This is a genomic window from Streptococcus australis (genome assembly GCF_040226615.1).
In the GTDB taxonomy this organism is placed as follows: Bacteria; Bacillota; Bacilli; order Lactobacillales; family Streptococcaceae; genus Streptococcus; species Streptococcus australis_E.
The window spans coordinates 155,045-180,750 of record NZ_JBCOAT010000002.1 but is presented as its reverse complement, the minus strand read 5'-3'; the positions used below and the strand labels follow the sequence as shown (position 1 = coordinate 180,750).

The 25,706-nt window shown below is 45.0% G+C and carries 21 protein-coding genes; 18 read left to right on the top strand and 3 right to left on the bottom strand.

The features are described 5' to 3' along the window. Positions 1-29: 29 nt before the first annotated feature. Entirely contained in the window at positions 30-2,744 is a 2,715-nt protein-coding gene (locus ABT997_RS03270) for a DEAD/DEAH box helicase family protein (protein WP_350018725.1), read from the bottom strand. 157 nt (positions 2,745-2,901) lie between these two features. Here ABT997_RS03270 and ABT997_RS03265 point away from each other — a divergent pair, with 157 nt between their 5' ends. The 7 genes from ABT997_RS03265 to ABT997_RS03235 all read left to right on the top strand — a co-directional run bounded on the left by ABT997_RS03265 (position 2,902) and on the right by ABT997_RS03235 (position 14,211). Further along, a complete protein-coding gene (locus ABT997_RS03265) occupies positions 2,902-3,666 on the top strand; it encodes a nucleoside phosphorylase (RefSeq protein ID WP_314369841.1) in 765 nt (254 codons plus the stop codon). Between the two features lie 31 nt (positions 3,667-3,697). Further along, positions 3,698-5,080 (top strand): TrkH family potassium uptake protein, encoded by a 1,383-nt coding sequence (locus ABT997_RS03260; RefSeq protein WP_314369844.1) that lies wholly within the window; start codon positions 3,698-3,700, stop codon positions 5,078-5,080. A 9-nt stretch (positions 5,081-5,089) separates the two neighbouring features. Further along, positions 5,090-5,764 (top strand): potassium channel family protein, encoded by a 675-nt coding sequence (locus ABT997_RS03255; protein WP_314369845.1) that lies wholly within the window; start codon positions 5,090-5,092, stop codon positions 5,762-5,764. Positions 5,765-6,050: 286 nt separating this feature from the next. After that, positions 6,051-6,815 (top strand): CPBP family intramembrane glutamic endopeptidase, encoded by a 765-nt coding sequence (locus tag ABT997_RS03250; protein WP_314369846.1) that lies wholly within the window; start codon positions 6,051-6,053, stop codon positions 6,813-6,815. Positions 6,816-6,950: 135 nt separating this feature from the next. Then, a complete protein-coding gene (rexB, locus tag ABT997_RS03245; RefSeq protein ID WP_350018724.1) occupies positions 6,951-10,229 on the top strand; it encodes an ATP-dependent nuclease subunit B in 3,279 nt (1,092 codons plus the stop codon). After that, on the top strand, positions 10,226-13,909 hold the full coding sequence (gene addA / locus ABT997_RS03240) for a helicase-exonuclease AddAB subunit AddA (protein WP_350018723.1): 3,684 nt from the start codon (positions 10,226-10,228) through the stop codon (positions 13,907-13,909). The genes rexB and addA overlap by 4 nt, the downstream gene beginning before the upstream one ends. Beyond that, positions 13,906-14,211: a DUF4298 domain-containing protein gene (locus ABT997_RS03235; protein WP_048690060.1), complete on the top strand. Its 306-nt coding sequence runs from the start codon at positions 13,906-13,908 to the stop codon at positions 14,209-14,211. Before addA ends, ABT997_RS03235 begins: the two co-directional genes overlap by 4 nt. 41 nt (positions 14,212-14,252) lie before the next feature. Here ABT997_RS03235 and ABT997_RS03230 read toward each other — a convergent pair whose 3' ends face one another. Next, the gene (locus tag ABT997_RS03230) at positions 14,253-14,423 is read right to left on the bottom strand and encodes a DUF3042 family protein (RefSeq protein WP_003002781.1); all 171 of its coding nucleotides are present in this window, start codon (positions 14,421-14,423) and stop codon (positions 14,253-14,255) included. Positions 14,424-14,506: 83 nt separating this feature from the next. On the opposite strand from ABT997_RS03230, the gene miaA reads away from it, so the two are divergent. From miaA to ABT997_RS03175, 11 genes are all read left to right on the top strand, one after another. Beyond that, complete coding sequence (gene miaA, locus ABT997_RS03225) at positions 14,507-15,397, top strand: tRNA (adenosine(37)-N6)-dimethylallyltransferase MiaA (protein ID WP_314369850.1); 891 nt, start codon at positions 14,507-14,509, stop codon at positions 15,395-15,397. Continuing rightward, positions 15,384-16,634 (top strand): GTPase HflX, encoded by a 1,251-nt coding sequence (gene hflX, locus ABT997_RS03220; protein ID WP_314369852.1) that lies wholly within the window; start codon positions 15,384-15,386, stop codon positions 16,632-16,634. The genes miaA and hflX overlap by 14 nt, the downstream gene beginning before the upstream one ends. Continuing rightward, positions 16,621-17,238 (top strand): cystathionine beta-lyase, encoded by a 618-nt coding sequence (locus ABT997_RS03215; protein WP_350018722.1) that lies wholly within the window; start codon positions 16,621-16,623, stop codon positions 17,236-17,238. The genes hflX and ABT997_RS03215 overlap by 14 nt, the downstream gene beginning before the upstream one ends. A gap of 10 nt (positions 17,239-17,248) precedes the next feature. Continuing rightward, positions 17,249-18,178 (top strand): ribonuclease Z, encoded by a 930-nt coding sequence (gene rnz / locus ABT997_RS03210; RefSeq protein WP_314369855.1) that lies wholly within the window; start codon positions 17,249-17,251, stop codon positions 18,176-18,178. Between the two features lies 1 nt (position 18,179). Next, positions 18,180-18,935: an SDR family NAD(P)-dependent oxidoreductase gene (locus tag ABT997_RS03205; protein WP_314369856.1), complete on the top strand. Its 756-nt coding sequence runs from the start codon at positions 18,180-18,182 to the stop codon at positions 18,933-18,935. 10 nt (positions 18,936-18,945) lie between these two features. Beyond that, entirely contained in the window at positions 18,946-19,656 is a 711-nt protein-coding gene (locus ABT997_RS03200; RefSeq protein WP_314369857.1) for a methyltransferase domain-containing protein, read from the top strand. Between the two features lies 1 nt (position 19,657). Beyond that, positions 19,658-20,062 carry a GNAT family N-acetyltransferase gene (locus tag ABT997_RS03195; protein ID WP_350018721.1) on the top strand — a complete coding sequence of 135 codons (405 nt, stop codon included), beginning with the start codon at positions 19,658-19,660 and terminating at the stop codon, positions 20,060-20,062. Between the two features lie 341 nt (positions 20,063-20,403). Beyond that, positions 20,404-21,183 (top strand): hypothetical protein, encoded by a 780-nt coding sequence (locus tag ABT997_RS03190; protein WP_350018720.1) that lies wholly within the window; start codon positions 20,404-20,406, stop codon positions 21,181-21,183. A gap of 152 nt (positions 21,184-21,335) precedes the next feature. Further along, a complete protein-coding gene (locus ABT997_RS03185; protein ID WP_350018719.1) occupies positions 21,336-22,496 on the top strand; it encodes a hypothetical protein in 1,161 nt (386 codons plus the stop codon). Positions 22,497-22,539: 43 nt separating this feature from the next. After that, positions 22,540-23,319 carry a hypothetical protein gene (locus ABT997_RS03180; protein WP_350018718.1) on the top strand — a complete coding sequence of 260 codons (780 nt, stop codon included), beginning with the start codon at positions 22,540-22,542 and terminating at the stop codon, positions 23,317-23,319. Positions 23,320-23,630: 311 nt separating this feature from the next. Continuing rightward, positions 23,631-24,989 carry a hypothetical protein gene (locus ABT997_RS03175; RefSeq protein ID WP_350018717.1) on the top strand — a complete coding sequence of 453 codons (1,359 nt, stop codon included), beginning with the start codon at positions 23,631-23,633 and terminating at the stop codon, positions 24,987-24,989. Positions 24,990-25,158: 169 nt separating this feature from the next. Here ABT997_RS03175 and ABT997_RS03170 read toward each other — a convergent pair. Further along, on the bottom strand, positions 25,159-25,706 hold a 548-nt coding region (locus ABT997_RS03170), incomplete at its 5' end, for an LPXTG cell wall anchor domain-containing protein (RefSeq protein WP_350018716.1).

Here is a 25,706-nt window from a genome sequence, read left to right as displayed (position 1 = left end):
ACTAGATTTTTTTGTAGTGAAATCAATTCTTATTTCAAATTCGACATCACTTGTTTCTTGGTGAAGGTTCGCTCTTGTTTGTTGGCTAAGGCCTTGATGCGAGCATCTAGGAGAATGGCACGACCTTCCGTACTTCGAGTATAGACCAGGTCATACTTACCTAGGCTCTTTCGGATTTGCTCGACAAAGGCTTGGGCCTCTTCTTTACGTTTGTCAAAGAGGCTTGGCACGGCGAAATATTCTGTCTGGTCGGATACTTTTTCCTGGGCTTTTAGGATGTAACGCTGGTTTTCAATCGGTGCGAAAAATTCGATCATGGTTTGCGAGAAGAGTTCTTTCTCTCGCATGGTTCCGCCCTTCATATAGATCAGCGTGTTGATGGCATCCTTCCTATCTCGGACCACTTGGATGCGGGTCTCCTGGGTTTGAATCTGTCCAGAAGCTAATAAGGCTTGACGGACAGCTTCTCCAAATACTTCCATGCGTTTATAAGGACTCTTATAGAGGTAGTAGCGTAGCCAAGCAAGGAGTGCGAGAACAGCTAAGACGAATAGAAGAATAAGAGAAACAGTGTTCCTTCCACCTCTATGTGAGTAGTAAATAAGGTTGGCGAAAGAATCGGTCAAAGTAGCAGCCGTCAGCCAGCGAGCTAGCTTTCTGGCATCAAAAAATAGGGCCAGAGGCAGGAAGTGTTTATCCACTTGTACCTCGTTTGCTATCTCCATATTCTCAAGAATCGGAAGAGCTTTTTGCCAGCCATCCCGAAGTTCTTGACGATGAGTGGAGCGCTCTAAGGTCTCTTCGTTGAGTTTCTGTAACTGTTTTTTAGTATAGCGGATATTGTCAAAGGCCAGACGCTCGATACCGGATTCGATAAAGGGTTCCTTGTAGTGGAGGCCTAAAAATTGCTTCATCCGTCTCTCTAAGAGCTCCAGATCAGGACTATATTGTTTCAGCTGATCAGTGATGGCTTCGATCTCTTCTTTTTCAAGATCGGACTTTTCATACCATTTCTTTAGGGAAAGATTGATGGAGACCAGATGCCAGATGTTACTGGTCTTGTCTGGATCTTGGGGCCACACTCGGATGGCACGGCCTCGCATTTGGTTGCTGAGCATAAAGCTACCGACAAAACTCGCTAGGATCAGGGAGTTGACACAAGGAGCATCCCAGCCTTCTCCTAGAAGAGATTTGGTTCCAATCACGACTTGGATGAGCCCCTCTTGAAAGAGCTGGGTCACAGCTGTCACCAAATCATGTTGAGAACCTACCAAGCGAACCTTGAGAAAGTCATCAGGAGATAATTGGCCAACACTTTGGTAAGTCAGTCGATCCGCTCCTAGAAGCTCTTCTAGTTTTGGCTTCGCAACTGTTGGGATGATGACGATACTACCTGTTAAGACAGCGATGGCAGGAGGGGTCGTTAGCTCTATGCTTTCCCTGCGAATGGATTCAAAATATGAGAGAACTCCCAACTGAGTGAATTGGGCGTCCTTGTCCCCTAGATGAACTTCAAAGTCTTGGCGAATATAGTCTGTTAAAACCAGTTGGCGCAGTTGGCTTCCAAGTGCCTGGTATTCCGCCTTGAAAATCTCTCGAACCGCATTGAGTTTTCCAAGGGATTGATTGAGCAGGAGATCTTGTTTTTTATTGCGGACCAGTTTGACTTGTTTTCGATCGATTAAGCTAGCTGCTTTTAATTCATGGAGGAGTTGCTTTTCGTATTCTTCTGGTAGATTGTACCAGTGGGGAACCTGAAAGAGCAGGCCTTGCAGAAGAGTTTCAAGCCAGTCCATGGTGAAGGCAGGTAGTTTTTTAGCTCCTAAAAGGTCCTGGAAACGGTTGGGAAAGGCGATTCCCTTGCTCCGAAGAAAGATCAGGGTAGCAGAGAGATACATGGGCTCATTGAGCAATTCATCATCGCTGATCTGACCAGATAAGGCCTGACAGGATTGCAGGTATTGACAAAAGAGGGGATCGGAAGTCAGTTGTTGCAAGAAAGCATTCTTTTGTTGGCTAAAGGCGTCCAACTGAGCCTGCTCTTCCTTGGTTGGAAAGGCAAAGTAGACATAGTCCTGATGAGGACAAAGGGTCTCTTCCTTGACCAATTCGGGAACCGTGATTTCCTCATCAATCTCACCACACATGCGGATATAGCGTTCCCAAAGGGCAGGATCCCCTTCATAGGGAGGGGTAGCTGTGAGGGAGATCATCTTTAAGTCAGGGAAGGCTTGGCGAAAGGCTTCCAAACTCTTCCACCATTCATTGCGCAGGTGGTGGCACTCATCTAAACAAAGGGTTCCCAGTGAGATGTCTTTGAAAGTAGTAAAGATATCAAAGCCTTTGAAATCAAATGTTTCAATCTCTGCCTGGTCATCGCTATCCTCAGCTTGCGATTGACCGACGACTTGATTCATGGCACTGTGGAGGGCCTGATAGGTAGACACTGTAATCAGCTTAGGATGTTTGAGATCCTGAGATATCAATTGCTCCGCTTGGCTTTCATCTTTCAAGAATGCCTGGACAATCCGGTCGACCCATTGCTGACGAATGGTGACCGTAGGTGCCAAGATCAGGGTTGGCTGACCAAAGCGCCGGATAAATTCGATACCCAGGGTTGTTTTCCCAGAGCCAGGAGCTGCTACCAAATGCAGGTGGCCATCCGCCATAAAAGCCTCACTCTTATCGAGGACGCGTTTTTGGTAGTGTCTCCATTGGCCTGTAAAAGCTAGTTCTTGTAACATTGGTTTCCTCCCTTGTACTGTCCCCATTATATCATAGTTGAAGGTATTCATTAGAAGGGGAGTTGCCATGGAAGGGAAATAGTCCTTTTTGCTATCTCTTCTTGACACCGGCTAGATGGACTTATATAATGTTACAAACAAAGTTTGGAGGTAGCTGATGATCCATAAACATGAAATTCCTATTTTAGAGTTTGACGACAACCCACAGGCAGTCATTATGCCGACCCATGAGGGGTTAGACTTGCGTTTGCCTGATAAATGCGTTTATGCTTTCTTAGAGGATGAGATTGACCGCTTTGCCAAAGCTGCTGGAGCCAAACAAGTAGCTAGCTTTGTCTCAGCTACCAAGACCTATCCGGTTTATGTCATGGAGCACCAAGGAGAGGAAATCTGCTTAGCCCAAGCGCCAGTTGGATCTGCACCAGCAGCTCAATTCATGGATTGGTTAATTGGCTATGGGGTGAAGAAGATGATTTCGGCAGGTAGCTGTGGCGTCTTGGTAGACATGGAAGAAAATGCCTTTTTAATCCCAACAAAAGCCTTGCGAGATGAGGGAGCTAGTTACCATTATGTAGCACCCTCCCGTTATATCGAAGTGGACAGTCGTGCATTGACCGCCATTGAAAGGGTCCTAAAACAAGAGTCCATTCCCTATCAAGAGGTCATGACCTGGTCGACGGATGGCTTTTATAGAGAAACGCCTGACAAGGTGGCCTATCGCATTGAAGAAGGGTGTAGTGTGGTGGAGATGGAGTGCGCCTCACTGGCAGCAGTAGCCCAGCTTCGTGATGCGGTTTGGGGCTTGCTCCTATTTACCGCAGATTCTCTTGCAGACCTGGAAAATTATGACCAGCGTGACTGGGGATCTGAAGCATTCGATAAAGCCTTAGAATTGTGCCTAGAAATGGTTCTTCACTTGTAGGTCTATTCTCTTTTTATGGTACAATGAAGCTATGTTAGTCAAATTATTAATTAAACAATGGCAGTCCAAGATGAAAAGTCTGTCTCCAGCAAGGAGGATCTTTTTCAGCTTTTTCTTGGTTATCTTAATTGGCTCCCTCTTATTGAGTCTGCCTTTTGTCCAGCAAGCAAGCTCAAAAGCAGGTTATGTCGACCACCTTTTTACAGCAGTCTCCATGGTCTGTGTGACGGGCCTCTTTACCCAGTCAGTAGCCTCGACCTACAATGCTTGGGGGCAGTTGATCTGTATGCTCTTGATTCAGATCGGTGGCCTGGGGATCTTGACCTTTATCGGTCTCTTCTTTATGGAAAGTCGTCAAAAACTCAGCTACAAGGACCGACAGACCATTCGGGACAGCTTTAGCTTTAGCAATAACCAGAGCTTGGCCCGTTTTGTCCGTTCTATTTTCATTACCACCTTTACCATCGAAGGACTGGGGGCCTTGCTCCTCATGATTCGCTTCATTCCTCGCTTTGGTTGGGGCCATGGAATCTTTAACTCTATCTTTGTCGCGGTTTCCGCTTTCTGTAATGCGGGCTTTGATAATTTTGGGGGCGATAGTATGATGAGTTTCCAGACCGATTGGCTGGTGAACCTGACCTTGTCTGCCCTTATTATTACTGGTGGATTGGGCTTTATGGTCTGGTTTGACCTCGCTACCAAGGCCCGTAATCAATCAGGACGGCGGACTCTTCGCTTCCATACCAAGGTGGTTCTCTGGTTAACAGCTGCGATCCTTCTCTTTGGGACAGTAACCAGTCTCTTGACCGAGTTTGATAATCCGGCAACCATTGGGGCCCTCCCCTTGGGAGAGAAAATTTTGGTCAGCTTTTTCCAAACCGTCAGCATGCGGACAGCTGGTTTTGCTTCCTTAGATTATACAGCAGTCCGACCAGTGACGCTCTTCATCTATCTCTTGCAGATGTTTTTAGGTGGAGCACCAGGTGGGACAGCAGGGGGCATGAAAATCACCACCTTCCTAGTCCTCTTGCTCCTGGCTCGGAAGGAACTATTGGGGCTACCACATACCAATTTAGGAAAACGTACGATTTCACCAGACATTGTTCAACGTTCCTTTGGGACGGCGGTGATTTTCCAGTTGACCTTCTTAGTGGGGCTATTAGGAATCTGTTTGGTGACGCCGGATGGCCAACGCTTTATTTATTTGGTCTTTGAGGTGGTATCCGCTCTAGCGACAGTGGGAGTGACCGCCAATGTAACCTCAACCTTAAATGGAGCGGGACTAGGCATTATCATGGTCCTCATGTTTATCGGACGGATTGGTCCTTTGACCCTCATGGTTAGCTTGAACAATTACCAAGCCAAGAAAGCAGATACCTTGCAGTATGCCAAGGCAGACATCATTATTGGATAGGAGAAACTTATGGAGAATCGAACCATTGGAATTTTAGGATTAGGAATTTTTGGACAGAGTGTCCTGAAAACTCTGCAGGATCAGGATGTGGATATTATTGCAATTGACGATCACGCAGATGTGATCAACCAATATGAATCCATGATTACAACAGGAATTGTCGGGGATATTACGGAGTTGGACCTCTTGGATGCGGCTGATATCGGTACCTGTGACACAGTCGTGATCGCGACGGGTGAAAACCTGGAGTCCAGTGTGCTGGCTGTTATGCACTGTAAGTCACTTGGCGTCGAGCATGTCATTGCCAAGGTCAAGAATGAAGTGACCAAGGAAGTCCTTGAGAAAATTGGGGCTGATTTGGTCATCCTACCAGAGGTGGAAGCGGGAATGTCCCTAGCTAAGATGATTCTCTTCCAACATGGGATTGAAGTTTTCCAGTTGGATGAAGAAGTGGTGGTGGTCGAGTTTACGGTTCCAGCTAGCTGGGTAGGAAAAAGCATCCGAGACTTGGAAATCAGAGACCAATATCAACTCAATATTATTGGCTATCGAGATGCGGAAGACCAGCCTTTGCGAAGTCAGATTGGTCCCGACTTTATCTGGCCAGAAGGGGTGCGCGTGATGGCGGTGACAGACAACCAGTATCTGGATAGAATCCAAGACCTCTTAGAGGAAACAAACTGAGAGAGAGTGGGACAGAAATCGGTCATTCATTAGAATTCGATATCGTCGTCCCACCTCCGCACAATTGAGTAGGGCTGTAAAAGCTGATAAAATCAGCGCAGTAAAGCCCACTCAACCACTGCGTCTTGCTCGACAATCCAAAGACAATTGAGAGGCTAGGACTTTTGTCACAGCCTCTTTACTAATAGTATTTTATTACTAACTAAGAATTAAAGTTTCTTTAAGCATATTCTTTTATAGTAGAACTATCAAAAACACTTCCATTATGGGAATAGAAGGATGAATGATGAACATTCTTAAATTTATACGACCTGAAAAGCCATTAAAAGAGCTCAAATGGTATGATATCGCTATTGTGACTGCGATCATGTTTGGGCAGTTTATTGTCTGGTCTACAGAACTCTTCCTTGCCAGTCTTCAACCAGTTGCGCAAACCGTTAGCACAGCCACGGAGACAGCTACCAATACAGCAACGGATGGGGCAGCCTACTCCAGTAACTTTACTTTACAGATTATCTTATTAGCCCTTGCCTTGGCTTACTTGCTGCTCAGGAATTTCGATTTTAAACAGCTTCCAATTCGATTTAAATGGTCCGTCCTCTTTTGGGTACCTTTGATCTTTGCCATTGTTGGTCTGTTTGGGGATATCGTGACAACGGTGAGTGGAGAGTACGATTACTTCAATATCAATCTCCTTCCTTATATCGATCCCATGCAGATTATTCACAAGTTCTTAGCGCTTAGTCCCATGGCGATTGCTTATGCCTTGCTGAATGGTTTCTACGAAGAGTTCTTCTTCTTAGGAGTCATGACATCTGTTAATGACAAGTACAAGTGGTGGGCACTGGCTTATTCAATCTTGATTCGGATCTCCTTCCATACCTACCAAGGTTTGCTTTGGGCAGTGGTCATCGGAGTTATCTATGGACTCTTCTACTATTTCCTCTACAAGAAGGTGATCAAAAATCTTTTGCCATTCTTCCTCATGCATGCTTTGGCCGATATGTTTGGCTCTAGCATACTCTATCTTTTAATTAACTGGGGAAGTTAATTAAATGCTTGAAAAACTGGACGTTTTGTCCAGTTTTTTTATCTGCTTTGAATCTCCTGAATGATGGGAAAATCCCTGTAGAAAAGGCGCAAAGATGGTATAATAGAACTATCATTTTACAGGAATCCTAACATTATGAAATTAGTCTATACAGATATTCGAACCCCTTTAACCCAGGTCTTGGTGGATGAGGCCAATCGATTGGTTGAAGAAGGGAAGCGGGTCTTTTATATCGCGCCCAACTCTCTATCTTTTGAGAAGGAGCACAAAGTCTTGCAACTCATAGACCAGAAGGCTTCTTTTGCCATCACCATTACGCGCTTTGCTCAGATGGCACGCTATTTTACACTCAATGAAAGTCACCAGCAGCAGTCGCTCGATGATATCGGTCTTGGCATGCTCTTTTTTAAGGTGCTTTCTCAGATGCCGGATGAAGAGCTCAAGGTTTATGCCCGTCTTAAGAAGGATCCCCAGTTTATCCAACAATTGATCCAGCTCTTTCATGAGTTGCAGACAGCCCAGATGACAGCATCCGACTTGGATGCCTTGCCAGATCAGGAGAAGAGAGAAGACTTGATCCATATCTTGAAGGCTGTTCAAGACCAGTTAGTTGCAGGTTCTTTTGAGTCTGAGTCTAAGTTGGCTAGTTTTGCCTCTCATCTTATCAAGGGAGATTTGGATGAGGAGTTGAAAGACTTGGCCCTAGTAATTGACGGTTTTACGCGTTTCTCAGCCGAGGAGGACTACCTGGTTCATTTACTGCACGACAAGGGCGTCGAGATCATTATTGGGGCATACGCCAGTGAGAAAGCCTATCGCTCGACCTTTCGTGAAGGAAACCTCTACCAGGCAAGTGTCGACTTCCTGCTAGACTTGGCTAGGACCTACCAGGTCACGCCAAGCTATGTCGGTCAAGGAAAAGAGGATGCCTTTAGTCGTATGACGCGGATCTTGGAAGCTCGTTATGACTTTACAGAGGTAGAGGGTGAGCTGTTTGATCAAGATCGAGAAGCAGTAGAGATTTGGACCTGTAACCATCAAAAGGAAGAATTAGAGGCTGTAGCCCGCTCCATTCGCCAGCGTCTGTATGAGGGAGCTCGTTACAAAGATATTCGAGTCCTCTTGGGGGATGTGGATGCTTATCAGCTCCAGCTCAAAACCATCTTTGACCAGTACCAGATTCCCTTTTATCTTGGAAAGAGTGAGTCCATGTCCCAGCATCCCCTGGTCCAATGGGTGGAATCCTTGGACCGTCTTCGTCGCTATCGGTTTTTGACCGAGGATGTGGTCAATCTCTTGAAGACGGGGCTCTATGGGGCGCTAACGCGAGAGGACATCGACCATTTTGAACAATATGTTCGCTTTGCAGAAATCAAGGGTTTAGCTGCCTTTTCTCGTGACTTTACAGCCAATCACCATGACAAATTTGACCTAGAGCGTCTCAACCAGATTCGCCAGCAGGTCATCGGTCCCCTTCAGGATTTTTACAAGACCAAGAGCCAGACCAGCCAGGGGCTACTGAAAAAGTTTGCCCAGTTTTGTCAAGATGCCCAGTTGGCGCAAAACATGCAACAGTTAGCCAGTCGTGGCTCTGAACAGGAAATGGAACGCTATGACCAGGTATGGAAGTCCTTTAGCCATGTGCTAGAACAATTTGCCCAGGTCTTTGATCAAATCAAGGTGACCTTAGATGATTTTCTTAGCCTTCTCTTGTCAGGGATCTTGTTGGCAAGTTATCGAACGGTCCCAGCGACAGTGGATGTGGTGACAGTCCAGTCCTATGATTTGATTGAGCCCTTATCAGCTCCTTATGTCTATGCCATTGGCTTGACCCAGGAGCGTTTCCCTAAGATTGCCAAGGACCAATCCTTGCTGACGGATGAGGAGCGTCAGGTCCTGAACCAAGCTTCAGACCAACAGGCTAATCTCCAAATTGCCAGTCAGGACAACTTACGGAAGAATCGCTTCGTCGCCCTATCTCTCTTCAATGCGGCCACCAAACAGCTGGTCTTATCCAGCCCTATTCTTGTCAATGAGGTGGACGATAAGATGTCCCCTTACTTGTTCGAGCTGACCAAGGCACCGCTTGCTCTACCCGTCATTGAGAAGAAGGCAAGGGCCTCTAGTGAAGATATGGGGTCTTACCAGGCCCTCTTAGCTCGACTGATTGAATTGCACCAGGGAGAAATTGACCAGGAGTTGAGCAAGGAAGAAGCGACCTTCTGGGCAGTTGCCATTCGCATTCTTCGGAAGAAATTAGCTTCAGAAGGCTTGCATATCCCGCAAATCAGCCACAGCTTGACGACCAAGGTCTTAGAGGATGAGACGCTGGAAGTCCTTTATCCAAAAGGGCAGGCTCTGTCTTTATCTGCCTCAGCTCTCAACACCTACTACCAAAACCAATATAGCTATTATCTTCACTATGTCCTAGGTTTGCAGGAGGAGTGGCACTTGCGCCCAGACGCGAGAAGCCATGGGAATTTCTTGCACCGTATTTTTGAACGGGTGCTGAAAGATCCTTCAGAAGGAGATTTTGATGAGCGCTTGCACAAGGCCATTCGCGAAACCAGCCAGGAGACAGAGTTTGCCCTCCTTTATCAGGAGAATGCTATGGCCGCTTTTTCAAAAGAATTGCTCCTGGATACAGCTCGGGCGACTGGTCGTGTCCTCGCCCACAATGACAGTATTGAAACCATTGGAGAGGAAGCTCTCTTCGGCCGAGAAGATCGCCCCTTCTTAACCTTAGAAGATGGTCGTCCGCTCTTGGTCAAGGGCAAGGTTGATAGGATTGATCGGCTGTCTGAGACAGGGGCCTTGGGAGTGGTGGACTATAAGTCCAGTGAGACTAAGTTTAACTTTGAGAAGTTCTATAATGGCCTCAACTCCCAGTTGCCAACTTATCTATCTGCTATCAAAGACTTTCAGGCGTTTGATCCTGACAAGGGGATTTTCGGTGCCATGTATTTGCAGATGACGGATCCTTTGGTGCCTCTCAAGGATACCAAGGCGGTCGAAGATGCTGTCCAAGCGGTTCTAAAATCCCAACAATACAAGGGGCTCTTCTTGGCAGACCAAGCCAGTCAATTAGGGGAGAGCTATGAGAAAAACAAGGCCATGTTGCTGAGTCAAGAGGAGCTAGATCTGCTCTTGCTCTACAATGCCCATCTCTATCAACAAGCAGCCGAAGGTATCTTGTCGGGTGACTTTGCTATCAACCCTTATACTGAAAATGGTCGAAGCATTGCTCCGTATGTAGAACAATATAAATCGATTACGGGATTTGAAGCCAATCGCCACCTAGGACAAGCCCGTTTCTTGAAGAAACTGGACCTAAGTCAGTATGACAAACGCCCAGTCGGTGACAAGCTCCGTCAGGCCTGGATAGAAAAAATGAAGGAGGAATTGAATCAATGAAACCAATTGAATTTTTAAGTCACAGTCAGATTCAAGACCTCCAAATCCAGGAGGCCCTGTCTGACAAGGAACAAAAACGGACCCCTGAGCAAATAGAAGCCATCTATTCGTCAGGAACCAATATCCTAGTATCAGCTTCGGCTGGTTCTGGGAAGACCTTTGTCATGGTCCAACGGATCCTGGATCAATTGCACCGAGGGGTTTCCATCCAGCAATTGTTTATCTCGACCTTTACGGTTAAGGCAGCAACTGAGCTCAAGGAACGCTTAGAAAAGGAGTTGGAGAAGAGCCTCAAGTCTACCAAGGATGAGGAGCTCATGCGCCACTTGGCTCAACAAATCGCAGAATTACCAACTAGTGATATCGGGACCATGGATGCCTTCACGCAGCGACTGGTCTCCAAATACGGCTATTTATTAGGCCTCTCGCCGACTTTCCGCATCCTTCAAAGTGCGAGCGAGCAGTCCTTACTCAAGAATGACTGTTTTGAACAAGTCTTTGAGCGCTTTTATGAGGAGCAAGGTCCTGACCGCCTCTTTAGTCGTCTAGTTAAGAACTTTACAGGAAAGGGCAAGTCGCTAGCTGGCTTTAAGGAGCAGGTTTATGCACTAGTAGACTTCCTCCAATCCACTGCGGATCCTCTCATCTGGTTGAAGGAGTCCTTCCTCAAAGGCTATCAGGATCTGGACTATGATGAAGCCTTGGACCAGTTAGCCCAAGTGGTAAAAGAGCAACTCTTTGAATTGGAATCGTTCTTTACTTTCCATCTGGCAAATGAAGGACAAGCATTTTCAGGAGCCAAGTACCAAGAAAATGTCACCGCTATTCAAGACTTGATTGCTAGTCTCAATGAGAAACCCAGCCAGGAAGCGATTTTTGAGGTCTTGGAGCGGGTGGTCTTGATCTCCCGTGCCAGCGGAGGACGAAGCCTGACCATCACGACACGAAAAGAAGACCTGAAAGAGCTAGCTACGGCATTCAATGATGAACGCAAAGAACGCATCGAAGCCTTGCGGGTAGCAGCTTCCCAGCACTACCAGCTAACCTATCAGATTCGCTTCAAGGATGAACCCTTGCCTTTGCTGGTCTTGCTCAGGGACTTTGTCCAAGCCTTTTCAACCGCTTATTTAGAGCGCAAGAAGCAGGAAAATGCCTTTGAATTTGGCGACATCAGCCATTTTGCCATCCAGATTCTTGAAGAATTCCCCCATATCCGTAGTCTCTATCAGGAGCGTTACCACGAGGTCATGGTCGATGAGTACCAGGATACCAACCACACCCAAGAGCGGATGTTGGAGCTCTTGTCTAACGGCCACAATCGCTTCATGGTGGGAGATATCAAGCAGTCTATCTACCGCTTCCGTCAGGCAGACCCACAGATTTTTAATGACAAGTTTAAGGCCTACCAAGAAGAAGGGGCAGATGGCAAGTTGATCCTGCTCAAGGAGAATTTCCGTAGCCATGTAGAGGTTTTAGAAGCGACCAACCATGTCTTTGAACGCCTCATGGATGAGGAAGTTGGAGAAATACTCTATGACCAGAGCCATCGCTTGATTGCAGGAAATCCGGATAAGAAAGAGCCGACACCGGCCTATGAGACAGAGTTTCTGCTCTATAATGGCAGTCAGGAAGTGGATGAAACAGGTGAAGACGAGGAGCAAGAAGGGGATAGTCTATCCTCAGGTGAAGTCCTTTTGGTCATCAAGGAGATCATCCGCCTCCACAATGAAGAGGGGGTACCTTTCAAGGATATGACGCTTTTAACAGCTTCTCGGACCCGGAACGACAAGGTTCTTTCAGCCTTTGAAGCCTATCAGATTCCTATCGTTGCGGACGGGGGAGAGGAAAACTACCTCCAGTCCGTTGAGGTCATGGTCCTCTTGGATACCCTCCGCACCATTAACAATCCCTTACAGGACTATCCTTTGGTGGCCCTCATGAAATCAGCCATGTTTGAATTTGACGAGGACCAGTTGGCCCGTTTAGCCTTACAGAGAGGTGAAGGCAAAAAAGCAGAAAATCTCTATGAGAAACTGCAACATGCCTTAGACCAGACTGGAAGTGCTCCTCAGTTGATCGATGCGAGCTTAAAAGAGAAACTCACTCGCTTTATGGAGACACTGGATGCCTGGCGTGACTATGCCCAGACGCACTCCCTTTACGATCTGCTTTGGAAGATTTACCAAGATCGCCACTATTATGATTATGTGGGTGCCTTACCAAATGGTGTCCAACGGCAGGCCAATCTCTATGCCTTGACCCTTCGGGCAAATGACTTTGAAAGCTCTAGCTTCAAGGGGTTGCCTCGTTTTATTTCCATGATTGATAAGATTTTGGAAAATCAGCACGACTTGGCCAATGTTGCCCAGGCAGTTCCTAAGGATGCTGTCCAGCTTATGACCATTCATAAGAGCAAGGGGCTTGAGTTTCCTTATGTCTTTATCCTCAATACTGACAAAAAGTTTGTCGGCAAGGAACTGTCTACCAATGCCGTCATCAGCCGGAAGAATGGAGTGGGCATCAAGTATATTGCGAATCTTCCTGTCGAGTCTGATCAAGAGGGACTTCCCGAGTCGGTACGCTTGGTCATTGAGACCCTGCCCTACCAGCGAAATGTCGAGGAAATTCGTCTGGCAGCCTTGTCGGAGCAGATGCGCCTCCTCTATGTCGCTATGACCCGGGCAGAGCGCAAGCTCTACTTGGTCGGTAAGGGGCGGCAGGATAAGTTGGAAGAGAGAAAATGGGGAGCCAGTGTCAATGGACGCTTGAGCCCAGCTCTTCGCAAGGAGATCAATTGTTTCCAAGACTGGCTCTACGCTATTCAGGCAGTTTTTGCCCAGCAACACTTGGCCTATCAGACCCACTTTGTGACCGACCAAGACTTGACGCCGGAGCAAATCGGTCACTTGGAGTTGAAGACATCTCTCCCAGTCGATGACCTCAAGGACAACCGCCAATCAGAAGAGATCCGCCGGGCCTTAGATGTCTTAGAATCTGTGGACCGACTCAATACCCAGTATCAAGCAGCTATCCAACTCCCTAGTGTACGGACACCGAGTCAAATTAAAAAATTCTATGAACCCATCCAAGATATGGAAGGAGTGGATCTCATGGAAAAAGCGGACGTCCCATTACCAAGCTTTGAGTTTCCAAACTTCGGCAAGGAAGAAGCTGTAACAGGAGCAGCAGTCGGTAGTGCCCTACACGAACTGATGCAACGGATTCCATTGACGATGATGCCAACGATGGAGAGCCTAGCAATGGTTCTCAAAGAGGTCAATGCCAGCCCAGCAGTCAAGGAGCGGATCGACCTCAAGAAGGTTTTGGCCTTCTTCCAGACTGACTTGGGCCAACTCATGCTCAAGGAGGCAGACGAGGTCCATCGTGAAGCCCCATTTTCCATGCTCAAGACGGATCCAACTAGTGGTCAGGATTTTGTGGTTCGGGGGATCTTAGACGGTTACCTCCTTCTGGAAGATCGGATCCTTCTCTTTGACTACAAGACAGACCGTTACCGCAACCCTCAGGACATGCTAGATCGCTACCAAGCCCAACTGGAACTCTACGCAGAAGCCCTCCGTCGCTCCTATGGTGTAGACTGCATCGAATCGTATTTGATCCTACTAGGAGGAGAGCAATTGCAAGTCGTTTCTCTAGCAGATAGAAAGGAACAATCATGACCCCTATCGAACGAATTCAAGAGATGGAAGGCCATCTCAACGCCTACCAAGGCTTAATCGAAGAGCTTGAAGCCTGTTTGCAACGAGTGGAAGCTGGCCAGTCTCGCTATATCGCCCTTCGCGATTACTACACTAGCCAGGTCTATATGGAGGATGTCGAACTGTCCAATCAACCAGACTTTCCTGAAGAGGTCTATTGTGGTGTCCTGTCGGAAGATGCCGTTTACGATTTGTTGGACGAGCACTACCAAAAGGCAGTGGAGATGCTAGACCTTGCGACTAAGATGTTAAAAGAACGATAAGAACACAAAAAAGCTCCGGTTTCCCGGAGCTTTTTGTTGGATTAGTGTGATACACGACGACGTGCTGCTTTTTTGCGGTTTTCTTCGATGAAAGCTGCTTTTTGTTCTTCAGGCTCGATTACTTTTTTCTTGAATGTGTAAACTGCACCTGCTACAGCCGCAACTGTACCAGCAACACCAGTAACAAAACCTTTACCAAATCCTTTAGCCATGAGAATTTCTCCTTTTCTGAACTTTAAATATTTATGTTATAATATATGGTAACGAAAAAATGCGATTTTTGCAAGGAAAAACGATGAAAAACAAGATAATTGTGATAGTGGGGCCGACCGCTGTTGGAAAAACAGCCCTCGCTATCGAGGTGGCTCAGCGCTTTCAGGGCGAGGTCATCAGTGGGGACAGTCAGCAAGTCTACCGCACACTAGATATTGGAACGGCCAAGGCTAGTTCAGAGGAGCAGGCAACAGCTCCCCATCATCTGATTGATGTGCGTGAGGTGACAGAGACCTACTCAGCCTATGATTTTGTCAAAGAGGCCAGCCAAGCCATCGAAGAGATTCAAGAACGGGGCCATCTTCCTATTATTGCTGGAGGGACAGGTCTCTATGTTCAGAGTCTCTTAGAAGGCTATCACCTAGGAGGGGATGTTGCCCATGAGGATATCCTAGCCTATCGGGAGTCATTGTCTCCTCTTACAAATGAAGAACTGTTTGACCAAGTAGCGAAAGAGGGAATGGAGATCCCGCAGATCAATCGTAGACGGGCCATGCGAGCTTTAGAGATCGCCCATTTCGGTCAGGACTTGGAAAATCAAGCTCCAGCTTATGAGCCCTATATCATCTGTCTAGACGATGATCGCCAAGCCTTGTATGACCGCATCAACCGACGGGTGGATCTTATGGTTGAGCAGGGCTTGCTTGAAGAAGCCCAGTGGCTCTATGACAACCATCCTGAGGTTCAGGCAGCCAAAGGGATTGGCTACAAGGAGCTCTTCCCTTATTTCAAGGGGGAGCAAAATTTAGAAGAGGCCCTGGAGCAACTCAAACAAAATACACGCCGTTTTGCCAAACGCCAGTTGACCTGGTTCCGCAATCGGATGATGGTCCATTTTTACCAGATTGGAGAAGAAGGCTTTAAGGAGCGGGTTCTCCAAGATATAGAAAGATTTTTAGATGATAGAAACTGAGAAAAAACAGGAGCGGGTCCTCATTGTCGGTGTCGAGCTCCAAGGGATGGAAAACTTTGACATGTCCATGGAGGAGTTGGCCAGTCTAGCCAAGACAGCCGGGGCAGAAGTCGTAGGTGTCTACACTCAGAAGAGAGAAAAATACGACAGCAAGACCTTTGTCGGTTCTGGAAAACTAGAAGAAATTGCCCAAATGGTGGATGCAGATGAGGTTTCGACAGTTATCGTTAACAACCGTTTGACTCCTCGGCAGAATGTGAATTTAGAAGAAATTTTGGGTGTTAAGGTCATTGACCGGATGCAGCTGATCTTGGATATCTTTGCCATGCGGGCACGGAGCCATGAAGGCAAGCTCCAAGTTCATCTAGCCCAACTCAAGTACCTCTTGCCCCGTCTCGTGGGTCAAGGAATCATGCTCAGCCGGCAGGCCGGGGGGATTGGTTCCCGTGGTCCAGGGGAAAGTCAGCTAGAGTTGAACCGCCGGAGTGTCCGCAATCAAATCACCGATATTGAGCGTCAACTCAAGGTGGTTGAGAAGAATCGAGAAGTGGTTCGAGAAAAACGTCTGGAATCCTCTGTTTTTAAAATTGGTTTGATTGGCTACACCAATGCAGGCAAGTCAACCATTATGAATGCCTTGACCAGTAAGACCCAGTATGAAGCAGATGAACTCTTTGCGACCTTGGATGCGACAACCAAGAGCATTCATCTAACAGGGAATTTACAAGTAACTCTGACAGATACGGTTGGCTTTATTCAGGACTTGCCGACAGAGTTGGTGACCAGCTTTAAGTCGACCCTAGAAGAGAGCAAGAATGTGGATCTCTTGGTCCATGTCATCGATGCCTCTGATCCCAACCATGAAGAGCATGAAAAGACGGTCCTTCAGATTATGAAAGATTTGGAGATGCTGGATATTCCACGCTTGACCCTCTACAACAAGGCAGACAAGGTCAAGGACTTTACCCCGACACAGACACCTTACCGCCTGGTTTCGGCCAAGGATCCCGATAGTCGGGCTAAACTTCAGGACATTCTACTTGAAAAGATGCAAGAGCTCTTCCAGCCATTTACGATTCAGGTTCCTTTTGAGCAAGCCTACCGCATCCATGAATTGGAGACCATGGCCATTCTGACCGAGCGTTCCTATGAGGAGCCTGGTGAGGTCATAACAGGCTTCATCGCCCCTAAAAATGCATGGAGACTAGAGGAGTTTTATCACCATGGATTATCTTAACATCGCCCTCAGCTACGGTGGCTATACCAGTCTAGACAAGGTCTATTTAGATCGGGTCTTGGCGGGATTGACAGAAGAGCAGAAGCTTCAGTTTATCACGCCACCACCTAGTGTCATCAACGCCTACTTCGCTGAGCTCTACCAAAAGAAAAGCCCGGAAGCAGCAACTGACTATTATGAACAAGTCACTGAGGCCTTTGACCTTTATCAGACGAGTCCCAGTTTTGAGGAGGAGAAACCCTTTGTCCGTCTCAATCTTTCTGGCAAGGCCTATGGTTTTTGCTACCGAGAGAAGAGATTGGCGCAAGTATTTGCCCAGCAAGCTGAAACCATTCGCATGGACCTCTTGTTTGAGATAGCGCAAATTTTTCCTCACTACCTCGTCTATGAAGAGGAAGGCTTGATTTTGATGCGTCTTGTTAGGGAACAAGAGGTAGTCGAGACCAAGGAATTGTCAGCTTTGTCGAATCTTGAAGAGCTGGCAGATGGTAGTATCCGTCTATCTGGTTACAACCAGGACGAATTGGTTCAATTAGCCACTGCCTACCCTGGAAAAATCGCTGTTCGATCCAAGAATCGGACCGCTATGATCTATATTAGTTAGAAAGTAAACAATGGAAATTCAATTTTTAGGAACGGGTGCGGGACAACCGTCCAAATCTCGTAATGTCTCTAGTCTAGCCCTCAAACTCCTGGATGAAATCAATGAAGTCTGGCTCTTTGACTGTGGGGAAGGGACGCAGAACCGAATCTTAGAAACCAGCATCCGTCCTCGAAAGGTCAGCAAGATTTTTATCACCCATCTACACGGGGACCATATCTTTGGTTTGCCAGGTTTCCTCTCTAGCCGGGCTTTTCAGGCCAATGAAGAGCAGACTGATCTAGAGATTTATGGACCGGTTGGGATCAAATCCTTTGTCTTAACCAGCCTGCGAGTTTCCGGTTCTCGCCTACCCTATCAGATCCATTTTCATGAGTTCGATGAAGGTTCGCTTGGGAAAATCATGGAGACAGATAAGTTTACGGTCTATGCTGAGGCCTTAGACCATACCATCTTCTGTGTGGGCTATCGCATCATGCAAAAAGACCTGGAAGGAACGTTGGATGCAGACAAGCTCAAGGCAGCAGGAGTGCCGTTTGGCCCGCTCTTTGGTCAGGTCAAAAAAGGCCAAGATGTCACCCTAGAAGATGGCACCAAGATCATTGCGGCGGACTATATCTCAGCCCCTCGACCTGGTAAGGTCATTACGATTCTGGGAGATACACGTAAGACCAATGCTAGCGTCAGACTTGCCGTCAATGCAGATGTCCTCGTGCATGAGTCCACTTATGGCAAGGGAGATGAAAAGATTGCTCGGAAGCACGGACACTCGACCAATATGCAGGCGGCAGAAGTGGCGCGGGAAGCAGGGGCCAAACGCCTTCTTCTCAACCATATCAGTGCCCGCTTCCTCTCCAAGGACGTCAGCCAATTGCGCAAGGATGCGTCCAGCATTTTTGAAAATGTCTATGTGGTCAAAGATTTGGAAGAAGTGGAGATCTAAGATGCGAACCATTCTAATCACAGGAGCAAGTGGAGGCTTGGCACAGGAAATGGTCAAGCTCCTCCCTGAAGACCGGCTGATTCTCTTAGGAAGAAATCAAGAAAAACTGGAAGACCTCTATGCCGGCCATCCTCAGGCCGAATGCATCGGGATCGATATCACAGATCCATCAGCTATCCAACAGCTAGTCGAAGAGCTCTATCAGCGCTATGGAAAGATCGATGTCTTGGTCAACAATGCTGGGTATGGGATCTTTGAAGAGTTTGATAGCATTTCTGACCAGCAGGTGCGAGAGATGTTTGAGGTCAACACCTTTGCATTGATGCAGTTTTCACGTTTGGTAGGGGCGCACATGAAGGCAGCTGGCAAGGGGCACATTATCAATATCGTCAGCATGGCGGGTCTCGTCGCAACTGCTAAATCTAGCCTCTATTCGGCGACCAAGTTTGCGGCCATTGGCTTTTCCAATGCCCTACGCTTGGAACTCATGCCTTTTGGTGTCTATGTGACGACGGTCAATCCAGGCCCCATTCGGACTAGTTTCTTTGATCAGGCAGATCCTGACGGAAGCTATGTCAAGGCTGTGGACCGCTACATTTTGGAACCAGACTTTGTGGCTAAGAGGATCGTTAAAAACTTTGGAAAACCAAAACGCGAGCTTAATCTTCCTTGGCTCTTGAACCTGACCCACAAGCTCTATACTCTTTTCCCTCGCATCTCAGACAAGCTGGCCAGCAAGATGTTTAACTACAAATAGGAGGAGCCAGATGGCCGCAAATATTCAAGCCTATTTAGAAAACATCCGAAAACCTTGGGGACAGCTCTATTATGATATCCTTTTTGACCAATTACAGGACATCAAGGAAAAGCGAGTCCTTGATTTTGGCAGTGGCTTTGGCCTGGTGGCTAACCACTTAGCGAAAGATAATGAAGTCCTTGCTGTGGAGCCTAATGAAGAAATGGTAGCCTTGCGGGCCCAAGAACATTCCTACCAGCAACTGGTAGGAAGTCTGGACCAGTTAGCAAGCCTTGAAGATGCCAGCTTTGATGTCATCCTTTGCCATAATGTCTTGGAGTATGTAGAGGATCGCAAGCTACTTCTTGAAGAATTTACCCGTCTCTTGAAACCAGATGGTCTCCTATCCATCGTCAAGCACAATGAGGTTGGACGCGTCCTGCAGACCGTCGTCTTTGAAAATGATACTCAGAAAGCGCTCGATCTCCTAGCAGGTCAGGATCTGGAAACCCACTCCATGGGCTTGGCCCAGGCCTATGATCTAGATAGAGCAGTAGAAGACCTAGCCCTCGAAGTTCAGGACTACCAAGGAATTCGTGTCTTTTACGCCTTGCAGGACAATCGCTTTAAAGGACAAGAAGGCTGGCGAGAGTCTATGCTCAAGATGGAGCTGGCCGTTTGCCAAGAGTCCCCTTACAGAGATATCGCCTTCTTCCAGCACTATACCCTAAAAAGGAGTTAAGATGTTAGAGTACAAACAAGAGATTCCAGCGATGACAGACCTACTCGCACTCTACAGCTCGGTCGGCTGGACCAATTATACCAATAACCCAACCATGCTAGAAGAAGCTGTCAAAGCCAGTCTATGGCAGTTGGCGGTCTATGATAAGGAAGAGTTAGTCGCCTACATTCGCTTAGTAGGAGATAGGCACTCAGTTCTGTTGGTGCAAGATCTCTTGGTGCGACCAGATTACCAGCGCCAAGGCATCGGAAAGAAACTCCTAGAAGAGGCTTTAGCGACCTTTCCTAATGTCTATCAACGGCTTCTTGTCACTGAACGGAGCGAGAAAAATCTTTCCTTTTACCAATCCCTTGGCTTTGTCGAATTGTCAGAGCAAGCCAGTACGGGGATGATTTATAATAATTGACGGAGAGAGAGGGGGGCAGAAATCGGTAATTCGTAGAATTCGATTTCGTCGTCCCACCTCCGCAAAGTTGAGTAGAGCTGTAAAAGCTGATGAAATCAGCCTAGTAGAGCCCACTCAACCACTGCGTCTTGCTCAACAATCCAAAGACAATTGAGAGGCTAGGACTTTTGTCCCGGCCTCTTTTCTTGTTTTTCCTGACATTCCTTGTAAATAATGGTAGAATAGAGCTAGGTAATTGAATACGTTGATGAGCATTTCAATTTGTGAGAACCCTTCATCATCTAGTTCTTGCTAGTCTTCTATCTAACTTTTAGAAGTTTTCTATTTTTGGAGGTAGATCTATGAAAAATAAAGGTTATTCCCTTTTACTCTTAGTTCCCATTCTATTCTTTACGATGGTTCTAAGCAGTTGTAAGATCATGACATCGAGTGACTACAAAAAGGCTAAGGAAGTTGTTACAGAAGTTTTTAAAGAAAATGATCTGCATGGCAAAGTTACGATCACTAAGTTATCCTGGACTGCCCTAGAATACCCACAGTATCATGTAAGCTACACCTACTCTGAGAAGACCTACGATGATCAAACGGTACAATTGGAAGATGAGGACGTAACTTTTAAAGATGACTGGTCAGATTCATATAGTAGTTATCTTCCATCATATAAGGAAGCGTTTTTGAAACAGAAATCTATTAAAAATATCGAGGAAAAACTAGAGACTGAAATAAAGAAACAATCTCTAGGTCTTCCTATTCAATTCTTTAGCTTTTTAGGTAACTTTTATACTGAAGAAAAAGAGTCAATGCTGGATAGCATCGCTAAGCAAAATCTTAAGGAAGGAAAGAAGGACTTTTCTGGCTACTATCAGATTCCTTTTCAGACCTTAATCGATCAAGAGTTAATCCGTATGACCATTTATGTAGATGATACCGTGTCCGTTAAGGAGCAAGACCTAAAAGCGGCAGCTAAAAAGCTAGATACGAGCAAACTACCAAATGGTTCCTATAGTTTCTACTATTCCAAAGATAGTTACGCCGATTCCATTAGTTACTCATTCAAGGTTAAAGATGGGGAAGTTGTTTTTTATGAAGATCAAAAGGATGGACTAGAAGATCCAAACTAAAAAAGAAGTTCCTCAAGTATTCTAAGGAGGTCAAACTAATCTATTGTTTATCTTGTTTAAATAGGCTGGATATTTTATCCAGCCTATTATTTATTTGACTGACAAAAGAGGGGATTGATGGTAAAATGATGGTGAGATGAGGAGGCCATGGAATGAAAGAGATTTTGAAATCATTTAAGTTTTATATATTGTTAGTTTTTCTCCTACTAATAGGAGGATTGCAGATACAGCATGAACTTCATAAACGTGAACTGACACAATTTATCAGTTGGAAACCTCGTCCTAAACTGGTTGAATCTAAATTTATTGGAGATGGGAAAGCAGTTGCGATCCGATGGGAAACTCAAAAAGAATTGGATGAGGCTCTAGAGGCACAAGATTACGATAGGGAAATTAGTGTACAGAGACCTATAGAGGGGAGCAATCGTGGATACTATATTGCACAAGTAAGCTACAAGTTAAAAACAGATGCTTGGACTTCTGGGCCTTATAGGAAGTATAAAACTCTCGGTGGTTCTCGTATTGATAGTATCAATAATAGGAGTCATAAACCGGAAAAAGGAGAATACTGGCTTATTGATATTTATGACACTGCAAATAATAGAATCAGTAAGCAAACCTTTGATATGTTCAAAATTGTAAGAGATCTCAATAAAGATTATCTTCCATTGGCTACAAATACGGGCTCTTTATATTATGATAAGGATGATCAAGAAACCTATCTTTCCATTGGCATTTTAGTAGGATCGAAAGTTAAATATGTGTTTGAGCCAGGCAACATTCATGTGAAAACGGAATTCAATACAAAAGTCGGCTTAATGAATGTTAAAACAGGAAAGATCTCACTTACAACATCATCAGGAAAAGAGTATGATCAACTTCGAGAGGATGATGAAAAAAACTATAAAGTAACCCATCCCTTTGAATCTAATCCGAATTATAATTTTGATTCAAAAATCTCTTTTTCTGATTCACGTTTAAGATATGAAATAAAAGATTATGAAAACGAGACGATTCCATTAAAGTCTACTTACCCGAAAGTCTATTCTATTTTAAGTAAGGGGCATAGTGAGAGAACAGATTTAAACTATGAAAAGGGTGAGGACGCCTACCTATACTTTCTTGGACCAGAAGATCTCAACTTTGATATATCTATTCTAGAGCTGTTCTATCCAATGGGAGGTTCGGATACTTCAAAATTATTTTACAATTATAGGATTCCAGCAGAATATTCAAAAGATGGTCAAGAGCATGTTGTGAAGAATCAGAAGGAGTTTTTCGAATATTTCAAAGAGAGTCCAAATCAGAACTAGAATGACATTGTGCATTTCGTAAATTTCATAAGGAGGTTAGGTTATGAAATCAAACTATTCCAAACTATTGCTGGGGCTTCTATTTTTTCTTTCCTGCATTTGTCTTTCTAGCTGTAAGATCATGACATCTAGTGACTACAAAAAAGCCAAGGAGGTTGTTACAGAAGTTTGTAAAGAAAATGATCTTCATGGCAAAGTTACCATCACTAAGTTATCTTGGACTGCCCTAGAATTCCCAACTTATCACGTAAGCTACGCTTACTCTGAGAAAACTTACGATGATCAAACGGTACGATTGGAACATGATACAACTTTTCATGATGACTGGTCAAGTTCATCTATTACTAATCTTCCGGACTATAAGAAAGCTTTTTTGGAGCAGAAATCGATTAAAAATATCGAGGAAAAACTAGAGAAGGAAATAAAGATGCAATCTCTCGGTCTTCCTATTCAATTCGTTATTATTTTAGGTAACTTTTATCCTGATGAAAAAGAGGAAATTCTGGATAGCATCGCTAAGCAAAATCTCAAAGAAGGAAAGAAGGACTTTGCCGGCTACTATCAAATCCCTTTTCAAACTTTGATAGATCAAGAGCTTGTACGTATGACTATTTTTGTCGATGATAGTGCATCTGTCACTACGGATCAAGACTTGAGGAAGGCTGTGAAAAAGCTAGATGCGAGCAATTTACCAGATGGTGCCTATAGTTTCTATTATTCCAATCGTAAAGATGATTCGGCTGACACGCTCAGATACTCCTTCAAAGTTAAAGATGGGGAAGTTGTTTTTTCTGAAGATCAAAAGGATGAACTAGAGGATTAAACTAAAAAGAGTCTTCTTGGGTATCCTAATAAGATTTAATAAATCTATTTTTGTAATGCTACTTAAATGAGAGTGGGACAGAAATCGGTAATTCGTTAGAATTCGATTTCATCGTCCCACCTCCGCACAGTTGAGTATGGCTGTAAAAGCTGATGAAATCAGCGTAGTAGAGCCCACTCAACCACTGCGTCTTGCTCGACAATCCAAAAACAATTGAGAGGCTAGGACTTTTGTCCCAGCCTCATTATTTATTTGACTGACAAAAGAGGGAATTGATGGTAAAATGAGGGGGAGATTAGGAGGAACTGTTTATGCCTAAGTTATTAAAGTCAAAGATGTTTTTATTTACTTTATTCGTCGTGGTAGTTGGCTCTGTGTACTCTATCAAAGAACAAATTCGTATAAGAGAATTGCGACAGTATGTTCAATGGAAACCGAGGCCAGTAATTAAGGACTATGAATTTATTCATAACGGGGACGCACTAGTCATCGAATGGGACGATGGTGATGAGAGAGAATTAATTAAAGAAGCTACTAAAGATGAACCACAATTTGCCTACCAACTTAATACACCTAATGGTGCAAGTGGAGAGCGCTATATCATGCAAGAAAGCTATAAGTTAAAAGCGAGTAGTGATAAGTTTTCACGCTATCGTACTGTACCAGGTTCGGCGCCTTATCTAAGCTACAATGAGCCTAAAGAAGGGGAGTATTGGTTGATTGATGTATACGACACGAACGATCGAAAACTAAAACCTAAAACCTATGATGTCTTTAAAATGGTTCGTGACTATAATAAGAAATATATCCCACTCGATATTTCAGAAGAAATATACGAAACAGAGGATAATGAAACCTACTTTCTTATTACTATGTTAGCACCCAAGGAATCAAAAGCAGTGATTGAAAATGGAGCTATGAAAGTTGTTACGGAGGGGTTTAACGAGACTTCACAGTATCCGGTTGAGCTGGGGCTGATTGATGCAAAAACAGGAAAAATATCTAAAAAGAGTTCCTCTGGTAAAAGTGTTGAAGAAGTTAAAACGGAGTCAAAACAGAGACTTGAGAATAGACATCCATTCGCTCTTATGCCAAAAACGAAATTATCTGGTTCCGGAGGAAATGACTATATTTCTAGAGGATTACAACTTAGGTTTAATCAAAGTTTTAGGGAAAGTGAAAGGTACAAAATATCTCTAGCAACAGCCTATCCAAAGGTCTATCAGATGTTGAAAAATCACTATCGCTCAGTTTTGTATTTCTTAGGCGAGGAAGATGTAGAGTTTCGTCTCTCCTTTTTAGAATTACTAACAAGTCCCTATAATTCATTTGTTAAAGATTTCATGCTTCCTGCTGATTTTTCAATAGATGGGCAAGAGCACCTTGTTCAGAATAAAGAAGAATTCCTTCAATACTTCAAATCTCAGCCTCAAAAAAACAGTTCTAATTTTGAGTTAGCTCTTATGAATATATTTTACGAAGTAACACCAGAAGGATACCTAAGGAGAGACCTTTTTAAAAATTTAACCATTCCCGCCGAGTTTTCAAAAGATGGGCAAGAACATGTGATTCAAGATGTGCTCCAATTTCAAAAGGTCCTAAATATTGAAAAGATAGAAAATGAAAAATTAAGAAAGAAAATAATAGAAGCTTTCCCATATATGAAATAGACTGGAATACAAGTGAAGATACGAAAGAGCCTAGTGAAGTTTTCACAGGCTCTTTTATATATTCTATCGTCATAGGTCCATAAAAAAGAGAGAGAATGTGCTTCTCTCTCTTGCTATTAGCGACTAGGAGGTGGAGCTAGTGCAAACTAATAGTGTTATTGTGACGGAATTAGTTATCAGTCATTTTACGTTTCAATACAACGGCACCAGCCAAGACCAATACTCCTGTAAGAACAAGACCTGTTGCGACAACTTCACCTGTACTTGGAAGAAGTTTCTTACGTCCGCCACCATTTCCTCCACCGTTCGGTCCAGTTGGATTTTCAGGTGTAGTGGTAGTAGAACCATTCTTTTTAGGTCCTTTAGGTGTTGTAGGTGGTGTAGTTGGTGTTCCAGGCGTAGTAGTTACTGTAGTCTTAGGCTCCTTTGTAGAAACAGTTGTAGCAGGAGTTTCAGGTGTAGTAGTTACTGTAGTCTTAGGCTCTTCTGTAGAAACAGTTGTAGCAGGAGTTTCAGGTGTAGTAGTTACTGTAGTCTTAGGCTCCTCTGATGAAACAGTTGTAGCAGGAGTCTCAGGTGTAGTAGTTACTGTAGTCTTAGGCTCCTCTGATGAAACAGTTGTAGCAGGAGTTTCAGGCGTAGTAGTTACTGTAGTCTTAGGCTCCTCTGATGAAACAGTTGTAGCAGGAGTCTCAGGTGTAGTAGTTACTGTAGTCT

Coding starts and splice junctions, on each gene's coding strand:
- ABT997_RS03195 (WP_350018721.1), top strand. CDS start 19,658: ATGTTAGAGTACAAACAAGAGATTCCAGCGATGACAGACCTACTCGCA.
- rexB (WP_350018724.1), top strand. CDS start 6,951: ATGAAATTAGTCTATACAGATATTCGAACCCCTTTAACCCAGGTCTTG.
- ABT997_RS03265 (WP_314369841.1), top strand. CDS start 2,902: ATGATCCATAAACATGAAATTCCTATTTTAGAGTTTGACGACAACCCA.
- hflX (WP_314369852.1), top strand. CDS start 15,384: ATGATAGAAACTGAGAAAAAACAGGAGCGGGTCCTCATTGTCGGTGTC.
- ABT997_RS03250 (WP_314369846.1), top strand. CDS start 6,051: ATGAACATTCTTAAATTTATACGACCTGAAAAGCCATTAAAAGAGCTC.
- ABT997_RS03270 (WP_350018725.1), bottom strand. CDS start 2,744: ATGTTACAAGAACTAGCTTTTACAGGCCAATGGAGACACTACCAAAAA.
- ABT997_RS03255 (WP_314369845.1), top strand. CDS start 5,090: ATGGAGAATCGAACCATTGGAATTTTAGGATTAGGAATTTTTGGACAG.
- rnz (WP_314369855.1), top strand. CDS start 17,249: ATGGAAATTCAATTTTTAGGAACGGGTGCGGGACAACCGTCCAAATCT.
- miaA (WP_314369850.1), top strand. CDS start 14,507: ATGAAAAACAAGATAATTGTGATAGTGGGGCCGACCGCTGTTGGAAAA.
- ABT997_RS03215 (WP_350018722.1), top strand. CDS start 16,621: ATGGATTATCTTAACATCGCCCTCAGCTACGGTGGCTATACCAGTCTA.
- addA (WP_350018723.1), top strand. CDS start 10,226: ATGAAACCAATTGAATTTTTAAGTCACAGTCAGATTCAAGACCTCCAA.
- ABT997_RS03175 (WP_350018717.1), top strand. CDS start 23,631: ATGCCTAAGTTATTAAAGTCAAAGATGTTTTTATTTACTTTATTCGTC.
- ABT997_RS03190 (WP_350018720.1), top strand. CDS start 20,404: ATGAAAAATAAAGGTTATTCCCTTTTACTCTTAGTTCCCATTCTATTC.
- ABT997_RS03180 (WP_350018718.1), top strand. CDS start 22,540: ATGAAATCAAACTATTCCAAACTATTGCTGGGGCTTCTATTTTTTCTT.
- ABT997_RS03185 (WP_350018719.1), top strand. CDS start 21,336: ATGAAAGAGATTTTGAAATCATTTAAGTTTTATATATTGTTAGTTTTT.
- ABT997_RS03230 (WP_003002781.1), bottom strand. CDS start 14,423: ATGGCTAAAGGATTTGGTAAAGGTTTTGTTACTGGTGTTGCTGGTACA.
- ABT997_RS03205 (WP_314369856.1), top strand. CDS start 18,180: ATGCGAACCATTCTAATCACAGGAGCAAGTGGAGGCTTGGCACAGGAA.
- ABT997_RS03200 (WP_314369857.1), top strand. CDS start 18,946: ATGGCCGCAAATATTCAAGCCTATTTAGAAAACATCCGAAAACCTTGG.
- ABT997_RS03260 (WP_314369844.1), top strand. CDS start 3,698: ATGTTAGTCAAATTATTAATTAAACAATGGCAGTCCAAGATGAAAAGT.
- ABT997_RS03235 (WP_048690060.1), top strand. CDS start 13,906: ATGACCCCTATCGAACGAATTCAAGAGATGGAAGGCCATCTCAACGCC.